Consider the following 14,999-nt stretch of genomic DNA (forward strand, 5'->3'; position numbering starts at 1 on the left):
AGCCAACCGATGCCTGTGAAATGCCGAGGCGCAGTTCAGATCCTTGTCCAGGCCGGCTGGTAGGTAGCCCCCGAATGAACTGCTGCATCGCAGTCCAACCTACCCATGCGGGACGGCTCACAGGCAACTTCACCGAAACCGCGGCGTCAGGGCAGGTGAGCGGCGGCCAGATGCCGGCGTGGTGCTCAGGTCAGATGACGTAATTGAGATGCTCGACGACACGCCTGCCGACGGCCTCGTCGCCGCCATACTCGATGGCATCCGCATGCTCGGCCAGCGGCACCCGCCCGCCCGCCAGGCGGGTGAACAGCAGGCCGTCGAGCTGGACCGTCGTCGTCGGATCGTCGTCACCGAAGTCGTCGACCACCTTGGCCCTGCCGTCGACCGCCACATTGATCGTGCGGCCCAGCGGTCCCGTCAGCTCCAGCGAGACCCGCGACCCGTCGGGAGCACCCGCCCGCTTGCCGACCACGAAGCCCATGCTTGTCGCCATCTCATCCAACGCAAGGTCGGACGCGGGCCCGACGAGTTCCGCCGCACTCGCCGGCGCGCCGATCGCGTCGCGGATGTCGTGTTCGTGCATCCAGCAGTCGAAGGTGCGCACCCGCATGAACCGCCCGTAACTGTCCGGCCCGGCCGGGGTGAAGCCGACGTCGTTCCACTGCGTATTCGACAGATCCGACAACGCCTGACGCCGTTGCGCCGTCGTCGAACGGAACGCCTCGAGCATTTCCGCCGCACTGAGGTCGCGCAGCGAGCGCACCCAACGCTCGTTCATGACGCCGATCTCGTTGCGCACGTGCTCGAGGGTCGACACGTCGATGTCGACCTCCGGGGTATCGACGCCCTGCAGCATCGACTCGACGCCGATGACGTGTGCGATCACGTCGTGCACATTCCAGCCGGGTAGCGCCGTCGCCGTCTGCCATTGGCTGTCGCCGAGTTCGGCGACGAGCGCGTCGAGGTCCCTCCAGACCTCGAAAAGGCCGGCGAGGACGGCTGGTTTGTCGAGCACGGTGACGGGGCGCGAGGGGCTACTCACGGAGCCGACGCTAGCCCTCGCGGCCCGCGAGCGTCCGCGAAATGCTCGGCGCGGGCGGCGTGTCGGGGTGCAAACACGCACGCTCGCGCAACGGCAGTGGCTGTCAGACGGCGGTGCCGTCGGCCACCCACGGCACCTTGTCGACGGTGGCGCTGTCCAGCACCATCGCCGCGACCCGGTCCCGGTGTTCCTCCGCGCTGCCCAAGAGCACCGCGTTCGTCGTGGCGCGCTTGTAATAGAGGTGTGCCTGGTGCTCCCAGGTGAACCCGATACCACCGTGCACCTGGATGGTGTCGGTGGCGACGTGACTGAGGGCCGCCGAGCAGACTGCCTGCGCAATGCTCGTCGACAACTCAGCGTCGTCGGATCCGTCGCTCAGCGCCCAGATCGCGTGATACCCCGTCGATCTGGCGTGCTCGACGTCGACGAGCAAATTCGCGAGCCGGTGCTTCACGCCCTGGAACGACCCGATAGGCCGACCGAACTGTAGCCGGGTCTTCGCGTATTCGACCGACAGGTCGAGCAGGTGCTGCGCGGCACCGACCTGTTCGATCGCCAGCAGCGACGCGCCGACCTGCAGTGCGTGGTCGAGGACCCGCTGAGCCGCATCGGGCCCGGCGACCAGCGTGGCCGGCGCATTGGTGAAGGTTACGTTCGCCGCCGAGCGCGTGAGGTCGAGTGTCGCCAGCGGGGTGCGTTCGACGCCGTCCGCCGTGGCGTCGACGGCGTACAGCGCGACCCCGTCGGATCCGCGCGCGGCGACCAACAGCACGTCGGCGAAACCGCCGTCGACAACTTGATTGACTGTGCCCGACACCGCGTCACGTTCAGCGGTCACCGACACGGTCTCAAGGTCGAAGACGCCCACCCGGTCCACGACCGCGACCGCGGCGGTACGGCGGCCCTCGACGAGATCACCGAGCAGCTCATCGCGCGCGGCTCCGGGCTCCGCCGCGACCAATGCGGGAATCGCGAGGTAGACCGTGCCGAAGAACGGGCCGCACGCCAGCCGCGCTCCGAGCTCCTCGATGGCCACCGCCTGATCGACGAGCGTGCCGCCCACTCCCCCGTCGGCCTCGGGCACCGACAGGCCGAGGACGCCCAGCTCGCCGCCGAGCCGCGCCCACACCTTCGGGTCGAACGGCGGGTCGGACTCCATCAGCGCCCGCATCTTGTCCTCGGCGAAATGGTCGACGCTGAACTTGCGCACGGCATCGCGCAGCTGATTCTGCTCGTCGGTGAACTTGAACTCAGCCACGCGGAATCTCCTTCCAGGGCATGCCGGCATCGGCACGCAGGTCGCCGGGCAGTCCGAGAATGCGCTCGCCGAGGATGTTGCGCATGACCTCCGACGTGCCGCCCTCGATGGTGTTGGCACGGCTGCGCAGATACTTCTGCTGAATCGGGCCCTGCCAGTCCCGCTCGCCGGTGGGAGTGCCCTGGTCGTAGCCTCGGTACAGAAGTCCTTCTGGCCCAAGGAAATCCATGCACCACTCGTAGATGTGCTGATTCAGCTCGGCGCCGACCAGCTTGCCGATCGACCCCTCCGGACCCGGGCCGCCGACCGTGGCGGCGGCGCGCGAGCGCTCCGAGGTGAGTCGCTGGGCCTCCGACCGCAACCACAGCTGCGTGAGCCGGTCCCGCAACACCGGCGTATGCCGCTCGGGGCGCGATGCCCACAGCGCGGTGGCGTCGGAGATGGTGCCCGCCCCGCGCCTGCTCCCGCTGCCGCCCAGCGCAGTGCGCTCGTTCATCAGCGTCGTCATCGCGACGTTCCAGCCGTTGCCCACCTCGCCGAGGCGGTGCTTGTCCGGGATGCGCGCGTCGGTGAAGTAGACCTCGTTGAACTCGGCCTGCCCGGTGATCTGACGCAACGGCCGCGTCTCGACGCCCTCGCCGTGCATGTCGATGACGAAGTAGGTCAACCCCTTGTGCTTGGGCACATCCGGGTTGGTGCGGGCCAGCAGCAGACCCCAGCGCGCGCGATGGGCCAGGCTCGTCCACACCTTCTGACCGTTGATCACCCACTCCTCGCCGTCGGGCACCGCGGACGTGGCCAGGCCCGCTAGGTCAGATCCGGCGCCGGGCTCGGAGAACAGCTGACACCACAGATCCTCGGTGGTGGCCAGCGGCCGCAGCCATCGACGCTTCACGTCCTCGGTCTGCGCGTGCTCGCGGATCGTCGGCGCGGCCATGCCGTAGCCCATCGGGTTGAGCCCGAGCGGCACCGGCCCGCCGGCGCCCTGCAGGATGCGATCGGCCACGGCCTGCAGGCCACGGGACACCCCGAGCCCGCCCAGGCCCTGGGGAAAGTGGACCCAGGACAAACCGGCGTCGTAGCAGGCGCCCAGGTACTCCTGGACCGGAGCCGTTTTCGGATCGTGGTCGGTGGCCACTCCCCGTGCCAGGTCGGCGACCTTTTCGGCGTCAGCGTCGTTGCTCATAACCAGTCACGATAGGAACTCGACACCCGTCGAGTTTCACCGGCCCCCGCTAGCGCCGCCGGGAGGGTTTCCGGCGGTCGAAAGCCAAACTCTTCGTTTCGTATTTGTTATTCAGGTTTGTCTCAGTTGTCACACGGGTAACAGGAGTAACAAGGGAGACGTGGCTAGCCACGCTCCATAACAAAGAAAAGAGTGGAATGGATTATCCGAATGCACACTGTCCTGTACTGCAGCCCCAATGGCCTCGTATATGAAACCCGCGCCTACACCAAGGCCGATATCGACAAGCTCGTTCAGACTCAGGGTCTGCACTGCCTGAGTAGTGCGGATCGACAGTTCGACTTCTGGTTCTCCGCGTCGCCGCGCAAGTGCCAGCGCCAACCCAACACCATTGCCACTGAACTACTGATGGCGACGACGAACTTCTCCGCCAGAACGGTTCCGCTGCTGCGTGGCTGCGTGGTCATCGCCACGCATGACTCGGACGGCGACCTCGACGGGCTCAGCTGGCAACAACTCGACCTGCTGGCCGCGAAGAACCGCGCGATCACCAATCGTCAGGCGCGCGTTCTCGCCCGCCGCATCGCGCGGGATGCGCGCAAGCAGCGTCCTGAGGGCGACCGCATCGCGGCCCGCCCCGTTCCCGCCGCACCTGTCCAGTTCGCCTCTGCTCAATAGCCGATACGAGCCGGACCACTTCGGACGATCACGGCGGCGGCGGGGCGAACCCCGACTGCGCCACCGAAACGGATGTACTGCTGCCGATCTGGCCGTCCTCATCAAAAAGAATGGCGGATCCAGTCGCGATTCCGTCCTGCGTGGAGTGACTGTGCGACGCCATACCGATATGCACACCCTCTGGGAGCCGGCTCAGCGTCAGCGTGTAGTCGGCGTTGATGAACTCCAGGCCCTCTGAACTCCAATTCACCAGGGAGGCAGTCACATCCGCCGCCATGGCCGCACGCGTGAAGGGGGTCAGGGGCGCGTCGTCGAACAACGGCTGCGTCAACCGTAGCCACGTGTACTTCTTACCGCCCTCCGGCCAGTCTTCGTCCGGATTCTGAATCGACAGTCCCCAGCCGTAGGCGCGGACGAACAACGGATTGTCGTGCGGCTGCGCAGCCGTTGGAAGCGAGGGCATTTCGACATGGGGCGACCAAATGGTCCCGCTAGGCTGGTCGCCACGACGCAGGAAAAGACCCGTCGCCTGGCCGACGATCTTGCCCTCCTGGCGAACGACGGCCTCCACGAGACGTAACCGCTTGCCGCCGCGAATCTCGCGGGTGTGCACCTCAACAGGTTCAATGGCGGCCGGCCTCGGCAGGTCGACGGTGAGCCGGGCAGGCAGGAACTCCGGATCGTCAACGAACTCTTCGACCGCCCAACCCAACAGCCCGCCGACCACATGTCCGCTGATCAGTGCGCCCCAGCCGCCCCTGGCGAACGCACGAGGGCTGAAGGTGTCGCCACGACGCTCGAAATACGCGGTGCTCGGTGTGATCGTCGACTCGGCCAACGGTGCAGCTCCTACATTTCGGCAATCTAACTAAATTGCCACCAGTATCACCTAGTGCAGTAGGGCTCTGGCGAACCGCTCCCCGATCAGCCGATGCGTCGCCGCGTCGGGATGCAGATTGTCGGGCAACGGATGCGTGTCGGCATCTGCTGGACCGTAAAGGGCCAGACCGTCGAGGTAGCTGATCGCAGGGTCGTCGACCTGCCTGCGGGCGACTATCGCGGCCAATTGAGCGCGGATGTAGGTGAGCGTCAGCCGCCCCAACCCGCCTGGTCGATCAGCCTGTGCCGGGTCACCCGTCGCGACGAAGCGCACCTCGCCGCGGGCCAGCGCACTGACGTCGAAAGCGCCTGGCCCCGGCGTGGTTTCGTGGATCGGGCAGTACAGCGGGCCGACGACCATCAGTGGCGTATCGGAATGTCCCTCGCGGATGGTGTCCAGGAAACCGTGCACGGCGGGACCGAAGGCACGCTGGGACATCAGATCCGCGTTCACGAGGTTGATGCCCAGCTTGACGCTCACGATGTCGGCCGGCTGATCCCGGATGGCACGGGCGACGAACGGGTCGAGCAGCGCGCTTCCGGAGAATCCCAGGTTGACGAGATCTACACCCGCCAAGCCGGCAGCGAGCGCGGGCCACGTCGTCGTCGGACTCGAGGCGTTCGACCCCTGACTGATCGAACTGCCGTGGTGTACCCAGCGCCTTCGCTGCTCCGGTAGCACGCCGATCGGAGCGTCGGCGCGCAGTGACACCAGCTGGATGCGCTCGTAGTGCGGCAGCCAGATCTCGACGTCGTTGTCACCGGCGGGCAGGTCGAATCGGACTGTGGCGACCGGGCCCGGCTCCACCCGGGTGTCCCCGGTGGCCGGGTCGACGCGCACCACGTCACCACCGCTGGTCGCCGCCTGTCGGGCCACGCGGCCGTTGACGACGAGATCGACTGTGCCGTCGGGTCGTTCCGGTACTCCGACCAGGACCACGCGCGTACGGATGATATCGAGCTCGATCGCCCTCGCGGCCGTCCGCAGCGCGAAACGCACTCCGGACGGTTGTGATTCAGCACCGAGCAACTGCGGGTCGTCACACTGCGCGCGGGCTCGAGCAGGCAGTCGGTGCGGCAGCCAGCCTCGCTCGGTGCGCTCGAGCTCAGCGAGTCCGCGCAGCAGGCCAATCTCGATCTGATGCTGGATCAGCTTCTCGCCTCCACTGTTTGGCCGTGCATCCGCTCGTTGGCCTCGTCATCGACGCGCCGCCGATTGGCGCGGCGCACCGCCCAGTACACCACCAGCAGCGCCAGCGCCAGCAGCGGATAGCCCATCGCGATCCGCGCGAACGCCAGCCACCCCGCGGACCCCGCGTCGTACAGCGAATCCTGAACGACGAACCGCGCGGCGAAGACCGCGGCGAACGCCAGCGTCGCCATGTCGAATGCGTGCAGCACAGTCTTGTCGCGCCGCCACGCCGGATCGGGGCCCGCACTGCGCATCAGATTCCAGGCCACTCCTATCAGCGGACGTCGCACGACGAGGGACGCGGTGAACACCGCGGTCATGGCCAGACTGAGCCAAATCCCCGGCAGGAAATAGTTTTCGGCGGAACCGGTGTAGTACGCGATCAGCGCCGCGACAACGACGCCGAGCAGCCCGGACACCGCCGGCTGCAGCGGCTCTTTGCGGAGCAACCTCATGACGATCAGTCCCGCGCCGGCGCCGACGGCCACCACGACCGCCGCTGTCAACCCCGCGATCGCATTCACGATCACGTAGGCGATCGTCGGCACGCTGGCGTACACCAAGCCGGACACACCGCCCATCCGCTCGAGCACCGTCGGGGTGTGGGCGTCGGTCATGCGTCCCTCCGCTTGCCGAGGTGCCTGGCCAGGAACCGGTCGACGGCGTTGAACATGTCGATCACGTTGTCCGGGTTGACGAATCCGTGGCCCTCGTCCTCCTTGACCATGTACTCGACCTCCACCCCGCGGCCACGCAGCGCCTCGACGAGGTTGTCGGATTCGGCCTGCACGACGCGAACATCGTTGGCGCCCTGGACAACAAGCAGCGGCGTGCGGATCTGGTCGACCTTCGTGATCGGGGATCGAGCCAGCATGTCCGCCAACTGCTCAGGATCGTCGGGGTTGCCGACGAACAGATGCCAGTTGTTCGCCAGGTGCGGACGCGCGATCTCGGGCAGCGTTCGCATGAAGTTGGACAGGTCGGAGATGCCGACGTAATCGATCGCGGCGGCGAACACGTCTGGGGTGAACGTGACACCGACCAGCGTCGCGTAGCCGCCGTAGGAGCCACCGAAGATGGCGACCCGCTCCGGGTCCACGTAACCCTGTTCGACGGCCCAGTTGACGCCGTCGATCAGATCGTCGTGCATCTTGTCTGCGAACTGACCGATCGCCGCCTTCTGGAAAGCCTTGCCGTATCCCGCCGAACCGCGGAAGTTGACCTGCAATACCGCGTATCCGCGATTGGCGAGCAGCTGGACGGCGGGTGTGTACATCCATCCGTCGCGCGCCCACGGTCCGCCGTGCACCACGAGGACGAGCGGCAGGTTCTCCGACGGCATTCCGACCGGCAGCGTCAGATACGAAGGCAGGTCGAGCCCGTCGCGCGAGGGAATCGTCACCGGGAGCATCGGCGCCAGCTGCTCCGGATCAAGATGCGGATAGGGACGGTACAGCTCGCGGCTTTCGCCGGTTTCGTGGTCGTAGAGGAAGGTGACGCCGGGTTCGCGGTCGTGATTGAAGCTGACCACCCATTTGCGTCCCTTGATGTCAGAGGACAGCGCGCCGATGTCGCCGTCGGACAGTTTCTCCAGACCCGCGAGCACATCGGCGAAATGCGGGTCGAGTGCCTGAATGACCTGTCGCTCACCGAGATACCGCACGCCCAACAGCTCGCCGGTGGCCCGGCTCTGGATGAGCGGCTCGGGCAGGCCAGGCCACACCTGGGCCCGGGTGTCGACGTCGAACGTCGGGTGGCTGTCGACGGCGTACTGCTTGCCGTCGGCCACGTCGAGCCGCACGAGCCGGGTGCGGTCGGTGCCCTCGTTCGACCCCATCCAGATCCCGGTGCCGTCGGGCGTGACCACCATGGGATACATGCCCATGGTGTAGTCCTTGCCGTCGTAGTGCGCGATGGAGCGCAGCGATTCGGTCTTTCGGTCCCGCTCCAGGATTTCTAGGTCGCCTTCTCGGTTCAGCTTGGTCGCGAACAGATCGCCGCGACGACTCGTCAGCCAGCCGACCACGTCGCCCGGATTCTCGGCGAGCATTGTCAGGTCACCCGAGGCGATGTCGAGTTCGTAGGCGTCCATCTGCGTCGGAGCACGCTTGTTGGAGTGGACAAGCGCCTTTCCCGGCTTGTCGGGCAGCAATTCGAAGGCAGACATGACGCCGGGAAACGGGGTGAGGTTGACGGCGGGGGCGTCCGGGCTGTCGAGGTCAACACGGAAAATGTGCCAGTTCTCGTCGCCGCCGGTGTCCTGCAGGTACAGCAGCCAGCGCGGGTCGTCGGTCCACGAGAAGTGCAGGATGCTGCGGGTCTCGTCGGCGGTGACGCGGCGCGCGTCGGCGCCGAAGTCACCGTCGAGGGCTGCCACCCAGATGTTGAGCCGGTCCCGCCACGGCGCGAGGTAGGCGACGCGAGTGCCGTCCGGGGAGATCGCCGCCCCCGCTCGGACAGGCGACTTGAACAAGTCTTCGACGGATATCAGTTCGGGTTTGTTCATGTCTCCATCGCACACTCGGACGTAGCGGCACAGTCAACTCGCGCTGATCAACCATGATGGAACCCGTGGCGTGGAGCACCCGGGAAGTCGCCGAACTCGCCGGCACCAGCCTGCGGGCGGTGCGGCACTACCACCAGATCGGGCTGCTGCCCGAGCCGGAACGCCGCAGCAACGGCTACAAGCAGTACGGCGTCGCGCACCTCGTCCGGTTGGTGCGGATCAAACGGCTGACCGAACTCGGCTTCTCCCTCCCCCAGATCGCCGCGATGGGCGAATCCGACGATCATCCCGAACAGGCGCTGCGCGAGCTGGACGCCGAACTGGCCGAGACGATCGATCGCCTGCAGCGCGCCCGCGACGAACTGCGCGAGCTCTTGGAGCACGCGGCGCCGACGGATCTGCCACCCGATTTCGTGGCACCTGACACCGCTGCGAAGATGACCGACGCCGACCGCAAGCTCGTCGTCGTGCTGAGCCGCGTGCTGGGACCGCGCGGCAGGCAGACCTACGCGGACATGATGCGCGAGACACCCGAGGATCCCGCGGGGACCGAGTTGGACAACCTGCCCGCCGACGCCGACGAGGCGACGCGTCGCGAACTCGCCGAACGACTCGCCCCCTACATCCGGGCGATCAACGACGCGCACCCCAACCTCGCGGAGTTCCGATCGGATGCACCGCGAGGAGAACGATTCGCAGACGAGGCGATCGGTGCCGCGATGGTCGACCTGTACAACCCGGCGCAGTTGGACGTGCTGCGGCGGGCGGGCGAGATCGTGCGCAATCTCAGTGCGCCAGAGGATCATCCAGGCGAGTGAACACACTCGGCCCGCGACGAGCGGCCCCAAAATGCACGCAGTTGGCGGCGTGTCGCCGGACAAACACGGCCGCTCGCGAAACTGCGTCGTCCGAACTCAGACCCCCCCGACGCGCGCCGGCCGGGCCAGGCTCAGCTCGGATATCGGCACCGGATACCCGTAGAAATGGCCCTGGGCCAGGCGGCCGCCCGCGCGGTACACCGTGTCGGACTGCGCGGCAGACTCGATACCCTCGACGATCACGGTCAATCCGAGCTCGTCGCACAGTCCGATGACCGAGCGATACAGCGTCAGGTCCCGGGCCTGATCGGCGGTGGCCAGGCCGCGGTCCAGCTTGACGATCTGCACCGGAAGGGCGTGCATGTACGTCAGCGAATTGAACCCCGCACCGAAGTCGTCCAGCGCCACCTTCACACCGAGCGCATTGAGCCGCTTGATCTGCGCTGCGGCGTAGGCGAGGTCGACGATCGGCAGCGTCTCGGTGATCTCCACGACCAGTCGGTTCGGCGGAAGGCGATGTCGCGTCAGCGCCAGTCGCACCTGCTGCTCGAAGGTGGGATTGCCCAGCCGACCCGCGCCGATGTTCACGTGGATGACGAGGTCCAGGCCTGCCTGCTGGACGTCCCGGCACGCCATGTTGAGTACCAACGCGTCGAGGTCGGCCGCGAGGCCCGCCGCCTCCGCCGCGCCAACGAACGTCTCGGGTGACATTTCGATTCCGGTCGGCGTGGTCCACCTGGCCAGCGCCTCGACAGCGACCGGTTTGCCGTCGGGCAACCGCACCACCACCTGATAGACGAGCCGGAAGCCGGGCGGGGCCTCGCCGTCGGCATTCCGCAGTGCCGTCGGGAAATCGATGGTCGAACCGGAAGCCGGTTGATAGACCACGGCGGTGTCCTTACCGAGCCGCTTACCGGCGTACATCGAGGCGTCGGCCTGCCGCAGCAGATCGTCCGACGTCTGGGGCACGCCGTCGGCTCCCGGCCTGACCAGACCCATGCTGGCCTTGACCCGCACCGCAGAACCGTGCAGCGCGAAAGGATCCCGCAGCGCGACGCGCAGGCGCTCCGCAGCGTCTTCCAGTTGTTCGGACTCGCCGGCGATCAGAATCGCGAACTCATCTCCGCCGATCCGAGCCAGCGTGTCGGTGTCGCGCACGCAACGTTTGAGCCGTTCCCCCATCGCGCAGAGCAATTCGTCACCCGCTGCGTGGCCGAAGCGGTCGTTCACCTCTTTGAAGTCATCGAGGTCAATCAAGATCAGCATGAAACGGCCGTCGCGCATGGCCTCGTCGAGCCGCTCGGTGAACAGCAGCCGGTTGGGCAGCCCAGTCAACGCGTAGTGGTGCAGCTGATGGGCCAGTCGACGCTGCGCGTCGTAGAGGCGTCTGATCAGCAACCACTGTGCGCGCGTCTCGATGAGCTGCCGGGTAGCGACGAGTGCGACCATCACGACGGCCCCGCAGACGAGGAAGACGTTCAGCCGCTGTCCGATCAAGACGTGGAAAGCGAACAACGTCGCAGTGCCCACGAATCCCACGTACGGCAACAGGAGCCGCAGCCAGTCCAGGGCGTCGCGGTTGACCTCGATCGGCCGTGGCGGTGTCAGCTCCAGCATTCCGTACGCGATCAACAGGAGCCCGAGAACGAATCCGATCCCCACCCACAGGTCGCCGCGTTCGAAGCCCACGGTCCTTAGATAAGCGACCAGCCTGTCTGAACTCACCAGCATGACGGTGCCTGCCGCCAGCAGAAGAAAGTTCGCTCGATAGGGGCGGTCGCGCCCGTACCACGTCGCGATCAGGACCGCCGCCACGACAACCACCAGTTGGATCGCGGAGTACAGGATCACCGCGACGGTGTTGCCGGATCGAGGTAACGACGCTCCTGTCGAAGCACCGACTCCCGCCGCTACCGCCAGAATCGCGAATGCCAGAGCCGCCACCAGACCGTCGATGACTGTGATGATGCGCGTCGTGCGCGCCGGGCCGCTGCGCCAGCCGGTCGGGCCGACACCGGCGGACGCTAGCAGCGCGAGCACCACGAGAGCCAACAACGCGGACAGGAGATATGCAGCGACGGCAGGCCACGGCGCGGTACCGGTCGGTGTTGCGCCATCCGACCACCAGATCGCGTCGCCGACCAGGATGCACACGATCGTTGCAACACCCAGCAGCCGCCACGCCCGCGCGACGCCGGTCACCCGCCGCGACACCGCCACACCGGTGACCACCACCGCAATGCCAGCTATCACCAACAGCGCGAAATGCACCTGCCGCGCTGTGGCCTCGCCCCACAGTGCCAACGCGTTGACACACAGCAGCACCAGGACGCCGGCAAACAGTCCGAGGCGCAACTGGCCGTTCGTCACCGACACCCGGTTCATTTCATCCCGCTATCTCGCGAAACCTGGATGCAATGATGCCCTACCCGAGCAAACCCGCATACATCGGTTAGCCCGCCGCGATCATCGCGACGGCCGCCAGCGCCAACGCCATGCCGACCGCCTGCCAGCGGGTCACCCGCTCGCGCAGCACGACAATCGCCAACAGCACGGTCGCGGCCGGATACAGCGCGATCAGCACGCCGGCCAACGACAGCATCCCGGACTGCAGTGCCAGCAGCGTAGCGACATTGGCGACGGTATCGAGCGCCGCCGCGGTGAGCGCAAGCCGCAACGGCACACCCCTTTCGATGGCCAGGTTCGCGGTGAGCGCCGCTGCCAGCAACACGATCGCTGTCGCCGCGAACCTGCCGAATACCAGGGGCCACAGCTTGGCCTCGACCGGCACCTGGTCGAGCAGGACGAAATTCATTCCGAACGCCACTCCGGAACCCACCGTCAGCCACGCGACCTTCACCGTGAACCTGTGCCGCGTGTCGTCCTCGTCGGTATCTGTCGCTCTTCCCGCAAGCGGCTCATCGGTGGCGTCCCGGCTGACGAGCACCACCGCCGCCAACGCCATGACGACGCCGACGACCGCCAGCGGGCCCGGCCGCTCACCGAGCGCCAGGCCGACGCCGACGGGAATACCCGCGACCAGAATCGCCGTGAGGGGCGACACGACGGAGATCGGGCCCGCGCCCAGCGCGGCGTAGAACCACCAGACACCGAACGCCTGCGCAACACCGGAGGTCACCCCCCACATCACCGCCGGGGCCGAGACCACCCCTCCGACCGGTACGGCGATCACCGTCAGCAGGATCAGCGCCACCGGGTAGGAGATCACCACGACGCGCAGCGCCGCGACCCGGCGCGAGGCGATACCTCCCACGAAATCGCTTACGCCGTAACCGAACGCTGCGATCAGCGCGGTCACGAAGCTGATCAGGTCATGCCCTTGGCCCGGCGGCCGAGTTCCCGGGTGATCTCCCGCTGCGCATCGCGCTTGGCCATGTCCTGCCGTTTGTCGCGGGCTTCCTTACCGCGTGCCAGCGCCAACTCGACCTTGACCTTGCCGTCGGAGAAATAGAGCGACAGCGGCACCAGAGTGAGGTTGCCGTCGCGGATCCGGCCGATCAGATTGTCAATCTGGCTGCGGTGCAACAACAACTTGCGATTGCGCCGCGGCGTGTGGTTGGTCCAACTGCCGTGGTGATACTCCGGGATGTGCAGATTGCGCAGCCACACCTCACCGTCGTCGATGGTGGCGAACGAGTCGGCAAGCGATGCCTGCCCGTCCCGCAGGCTCTTCACCTCGGTACCCACCAACTGCACTCCGGCTTCGAAAGTCTCGAGGACCGAATAGTTGTGCCGCGCTCTACGATTCGTCGCGACGACCTTGTTGTTGGCAGACCGCGTCGGGTCAGCTTTTTTGGCCATGGTTATCTTCGGACGTACAGCCGCAGTGTCACGTACGCGGTGACACCCGACATTGCCAGACCGAGAAACAGCATCCACGGCGCACTGAAATACAGGACGTCCGCATAGTCGACCTTGGCGATCAAATTGGCCCGATAGAACTGGTCGAGAGCGCTTTCCAGGAACAGGGCACGCACCAGTATGAGCCCGACGATGGCGATCACCACACCGACGAAGGCCGCCAGCATCGCTTCGACCAGGAACGGCAGTTGTGTGTACCACCGGCTGGCGCCGACAAGTCGCATGATGCCGATCTCTGTTCGCCGGGTGTAGGCCGCGACTTGAACCATGTTGGCGATCAGGAGAATTGCTCCAATCGCCTGCACGAACGCCACCGCGAACGCCGCGTTGCGGACGCCGTCGAGGACGGCGAACAGCCGGTCGATCAACACCTTCTGGTTGAGAACCTGCTGAACCCCCGGCTGACCGGCCATGGCCTCGTCGAACGCCTGATGCTGTTCCGGGTCGTCGAGTTTGACGATGAACGACGACGGGAACGCGTCCTGCCCGGCGAATTCCTTGAACTCCGGGAACTTCTTCACGGCGTCGGCATACGCCTCTTCACGGTTGAGGAACCGAACCGAACGCACGTCGTCGCGGTCCTCGATCTGCTGTCGCAGCGCCTTGCACGGATCGGCGTCGCAGGTGGGGTCATTCGCGGAGACGTCGTTGGTCAGAAAGACCTGGCTCTCGACACGATCCAGATAGATGTCGCGTGACTGGTCGGCGAGTCGCACCACCAACAGGCCGCCGCCGAACAGGCCGATCGAGATCGCGGTGGTGAGGATCATCGCGATCGTCATCGTCACATTGCGACGAAAACCGGTGAGGACCTCATTGATGAGGAATCCGAAGCGCACTAGCGATCCATTCCGTAGACGCCGCGCTGCTCATCGCGAACCAGCCTGCCCAATTCCAACTCCACGACACGCTGGCGCATCGAGTCGACGATGTGGTGGTCGTGAGTGGCCATCACCACCGTCGTCCCGGTGCGGTTGATGCGCTCGAGTAGGTCCATGATGTCCTTGCTGGTCTCAGGGTCGAGGTTGCCGGTCGGCTCGTCGGCAAGCAGCACCAGCGGCCGATTGACGAACGCCCGGGCGATCGCGACCCGCTGTTGTTCACCACCGGACAGCTCGGTGGGCAGCCGGTTGGCCTTGCCGGACAGGCCGACCATCTCCAAGACATCGGGCACCACACGATTGATCACCTCGGAGCGCTTCCCGATGACCTCCAGCGCGAAGGCGACGTTCTCGAACACCGTTTTCTGCTGCAACAGCCGGAAATCCTGGAAGACGCAGCCCAGCACCTGCCGCAGGCCCGGGATGTGGCGACCGGCCAGCTTGTTGACGTGGAACTTCGACACCCGGATGTCGCCTGAGGAGGGAGTCTCCTCGGCGAGCAGCAACCGCATGAAGGTGGACTTGCCCGAACCCGACGGGCCGATGAGGAAAACGAACTCACCCTTGTCGATCTTGACCGACACATTGTCGAGCGCCGGCCGCGCCGACGACTTATACATCTTCGAGACATGGTCAAGGGTGATCATCACGGCACGCCAGTGTAGCGGGGTATGTCC

General features: G+C 66.2%; 14 protein-coding genes. 2 read left to right on the forward strand and 12 right to left on the reverse strand.

Annotated features, from left to right (window positions below; translation table 11 throughout):
* Positions 1-190: 190 nt before the first annotated feature.
* The 3 genes from G6N36_RS11585 to G6N36_RS11595 form a co-directional block, all read right to left on the reverse strand.
* Positions 191-1,042 (reverse strand): maleylpyruvate isomerase family mycothiol-dependent enzyme, encoded by an 852-nt coding sequence (locus tag G6N36_RS11585; protein ID WP_163686638.1) that lies wholly within the window; start codon positions 1,040-1,042, stop codon positions 191-193.
* Between the two features lie 103 nt (positions 1,043-1,145).
* A complete protein-coding gene (locus G6N36_RS11590; protein ID WP_163686639.1) occupies positions 1,146-2,300 on the reverse strand; it encodes an acyl-CoA dehydrogenase family protein in 1,155 nt (384 codons plus the stop codon).
* Positions 2,293-3,486 carry an acyl-CoA dehydrogenase family protein gene (locus tag G6N36_RS11595; protein ID WP_163686640.1) on the reverse strand — a complete coding sequence of 398 codons (1,194 nt, stop codon included), beginning with the start codon at positions 3,484-3,486 and terminating at the stop codon, positions 2,293-2,295. The genes G6N36_RS11590 and G6N36_RS11595 overlap by 8 nt, the downstream gene beginning before the upstream one ends.
* Before the next feature lie 210 nt (positions 3,487-3,696).
* Here G6N36_RS11595 and G6N36_RS11600 point away from each other — a divergent pair, with 210 nt between their 5' ends.
* Positions 3,697-4,164: a hypothetical protein gene (locus tag G6N36_RS11600; protein WP_163686641.1), complete on the forward strand. Its 468-nt coding sequence runs from the start codon at positions 3,697-3,699 to the stop codon at positions 4,162-4,164.
* Positions 4,165-4,192: 28 nt separating this feature from the next.
* On the opposite strand, the gene G6N36_RS11605 is transcribed toward G6N36_RS11600, so the two are convergent.
* The 4 genes from G6N36_RS11605 to G6N36_RS11620 all read right to left on the reverse strand — a co-directional run bounded on the left by G6N36_RS11605 (position 4,193) and on the right by G6N36_RS11620 (position 8,741).
* A complete protein-coding gene (locus tag G6N36_RS11605; RefSeq protein ID WP_163686642.1) occupies positions 4,193-5,002 on the reverse strand; it encodes a thioesterase family protein in 810 nt (269 codons plus the stop codon).
* Between the two features lie 51 nt (positions 5,003-5,053).
* A complete protein-coding gene (locus G6N36_RS11610; RefSeq protein WP_372512234.1) occupies positions 5,054-5,983 on the reverse strand; it encodes an SGNH/GDSL hydrolase family protein in 930 nt (309 codons plus the stop codon).
* 209 nt (positions 5,984-6,192) lie between these two features.
* On the reverse strand, positions 6,193-6,852 hold the full coding sequence (locus G6N36_RS11615) for a DUF3159 domain-containing protein (RefSeq protein WP_163686643.1): 660 nt from the start codon (positions 6,850-6,852) through the stop codon (positions 6,193-6,195).
* Positions 6,849-8,741, reverse strand: a complete 1,893-nt coding sequence (locus tag G6N36_RS11620) for a S9 family peptidase (protein ID WP_163686644.1) — start codon at positions 8,739-8,741, stop codon at positions 6,849-6,851. Before G6N36_RS11620 ends, G6N36_RS11615 begins: the two co-directional genes overlap by 4 nt.
* Positions 8,742-8,794: 53 nt before the next feature.
* On the opposite strand from G6N36_RS11620, the gene G6N36_RS11625 reads away from it, so the two are divergent.
* Positions 8,795-9,559: a MerR family transcriptional regulator gene (locus G6N36_RS11625; RefSeq protein ID WP_179964764.1), complete on the forward strand. Its 765-nt coding sequence runs from the start codon at positions 8,795-8,797 to the stop codon at positions 9,557-9,559.
* Positions 9,560-9,655: 96 nt separating this feature from the next.
* Here G6N36_RS11625 and G6N36_RS11630 read toward each other — a convergent pair whose 3' ends face one another.
* The 5 genes from G6N36_RS11630 to ftsE all read right to left on the reverse strand — a co-directional run bounded on the left by G6N36_RS11630 (position 9,656) and on the right by ftsE (position 14,969).
* Positions 9,656-11,944 carry a putative bifunctional diguanylate cyclase/phosphodiesterase gene (locus tag G6N36_RS11630; RefSeq protein ID WP_163686645.1) on the reverse strand — a complete coding sequence of 763 codons (2,289 nt, stop codon included), beginning with the start codon at positions 11,942-11,944 and terminating at the stop codon, positions 9,656-9,658.
* A gap of 67 nt (positions 11,945-12,011) precedes the next feature.
* Positions 12,012-12,866: a DMT family transporter gene (locus G6N36_RS11635; RefSeq protein WP_163690626.1), complete on the reverse strand. Its 855-nt coding sequence runs from the start codon at positions 12,864-12,866 to the stop codon at positions 12,012-12,014.
* Positions 12,867-12,886: 20 nt separating this feature from the next.
* Positions 12,887-13,381: an SsrA-binding protein SmpB gene (gene smpB, locus G6N36_RS11640; RefSeq protein ID WP_163686646.1), complete on the reverse strand. Its 495-nt coding sequence runs from the start codon at positions 13,379-13,381 to the stop codon at positions 12,887-12,889.
* Between the two features lie 2 nt (positions 13,382-13,383).
* On the reverse strand, positions 13,384-14,280 hold the full coding sequence (ftsX, locus tag G6N36_RS11645; protein WP_163686647.1) for a permease-like cell division protein FtsX: 897 nt from the start codon (positions 14,278-14,280) through the stop codon (positions 13,384-13,386).
* Entirely contained in the window at positions 14,280-14,969 is a 690-nt protein-coding gene (gene ftsE / locus G6N36_RS11650) for a cell division ATP-binding protein FtsE (RefSeq protein WP_163690627.1), read from the reverse strand. Before ftsE ends, ftsX begins: the two co-directional genes overlap by 1 nt.
* Positions 14,970-14,999: the final 30 nt, after the last annotated feature.

Origin of the sequence: Mycolicibacterium gadium, assembly GCF_010728925.1 — a bacterium.
GTDB lineage: Bacteria > Actinomycetota > Actinomycetes > Mycobacteriales > Mycobacteriaceae > Mycobacterium > Mycobacterium gadium.

Coding starts and splice junctions, on each gene's coding strand:
- smpB (WP_163686646.1), bottom strand. CDS start 13,381: ATGGCCAAAAAAGCTGACCCGACGCGGTCTGCCAACAACAAGGTCGTC.
- G6N36_RS11600 (WP_163686641.1), top strand. CDS start 3,697: ATGCACACTGTCCTGTACTGCAGCCCCAATGGCCTCGTATATGAAACC.
- G6N36_RS11625 (WP_179964764.1), top strand. CDS start 8,795: ATGATGGAACCCGTGGCGTGGAGCACCCGGGAAGTCGCCGAACTCGCC.
- G6N36_RS11595 (WP_163686640.1), bottom strand. CDS start 3,486: ATGAGCAACGACGCTGACGCCGAAAAGGTCGCCGACCTGGCACGGGGA.
- G6N36_RS11615 (WP_163686643.1), bottom strand. CDS start 6,852: ATGACCGACGCCCACACCCCGACGGTGCTCGAGCGGATGGGCGGTGTG.
- G6N36_RS11630 (WP_163686645.1), bottom strand. CDS start 11,944: ATGAACCGGGTGTCGGTGACGAACGGCCAGTTGCGCCTCGGACTGTTT.
- G6N36_RS11620 (WP_163686644.1), bottom strand. CDS start 8,741: ATGAACAAACCCGAACTGATATCCGTCGAAGACTTGTTCAAGTCGCCT.
- ftsE (WP_163690627.1), bottom strand. CDS start 14,969: ATGATCACCCTTGACCATGTCTCGAAGATGTATAAGTCGTCGGCGCGG.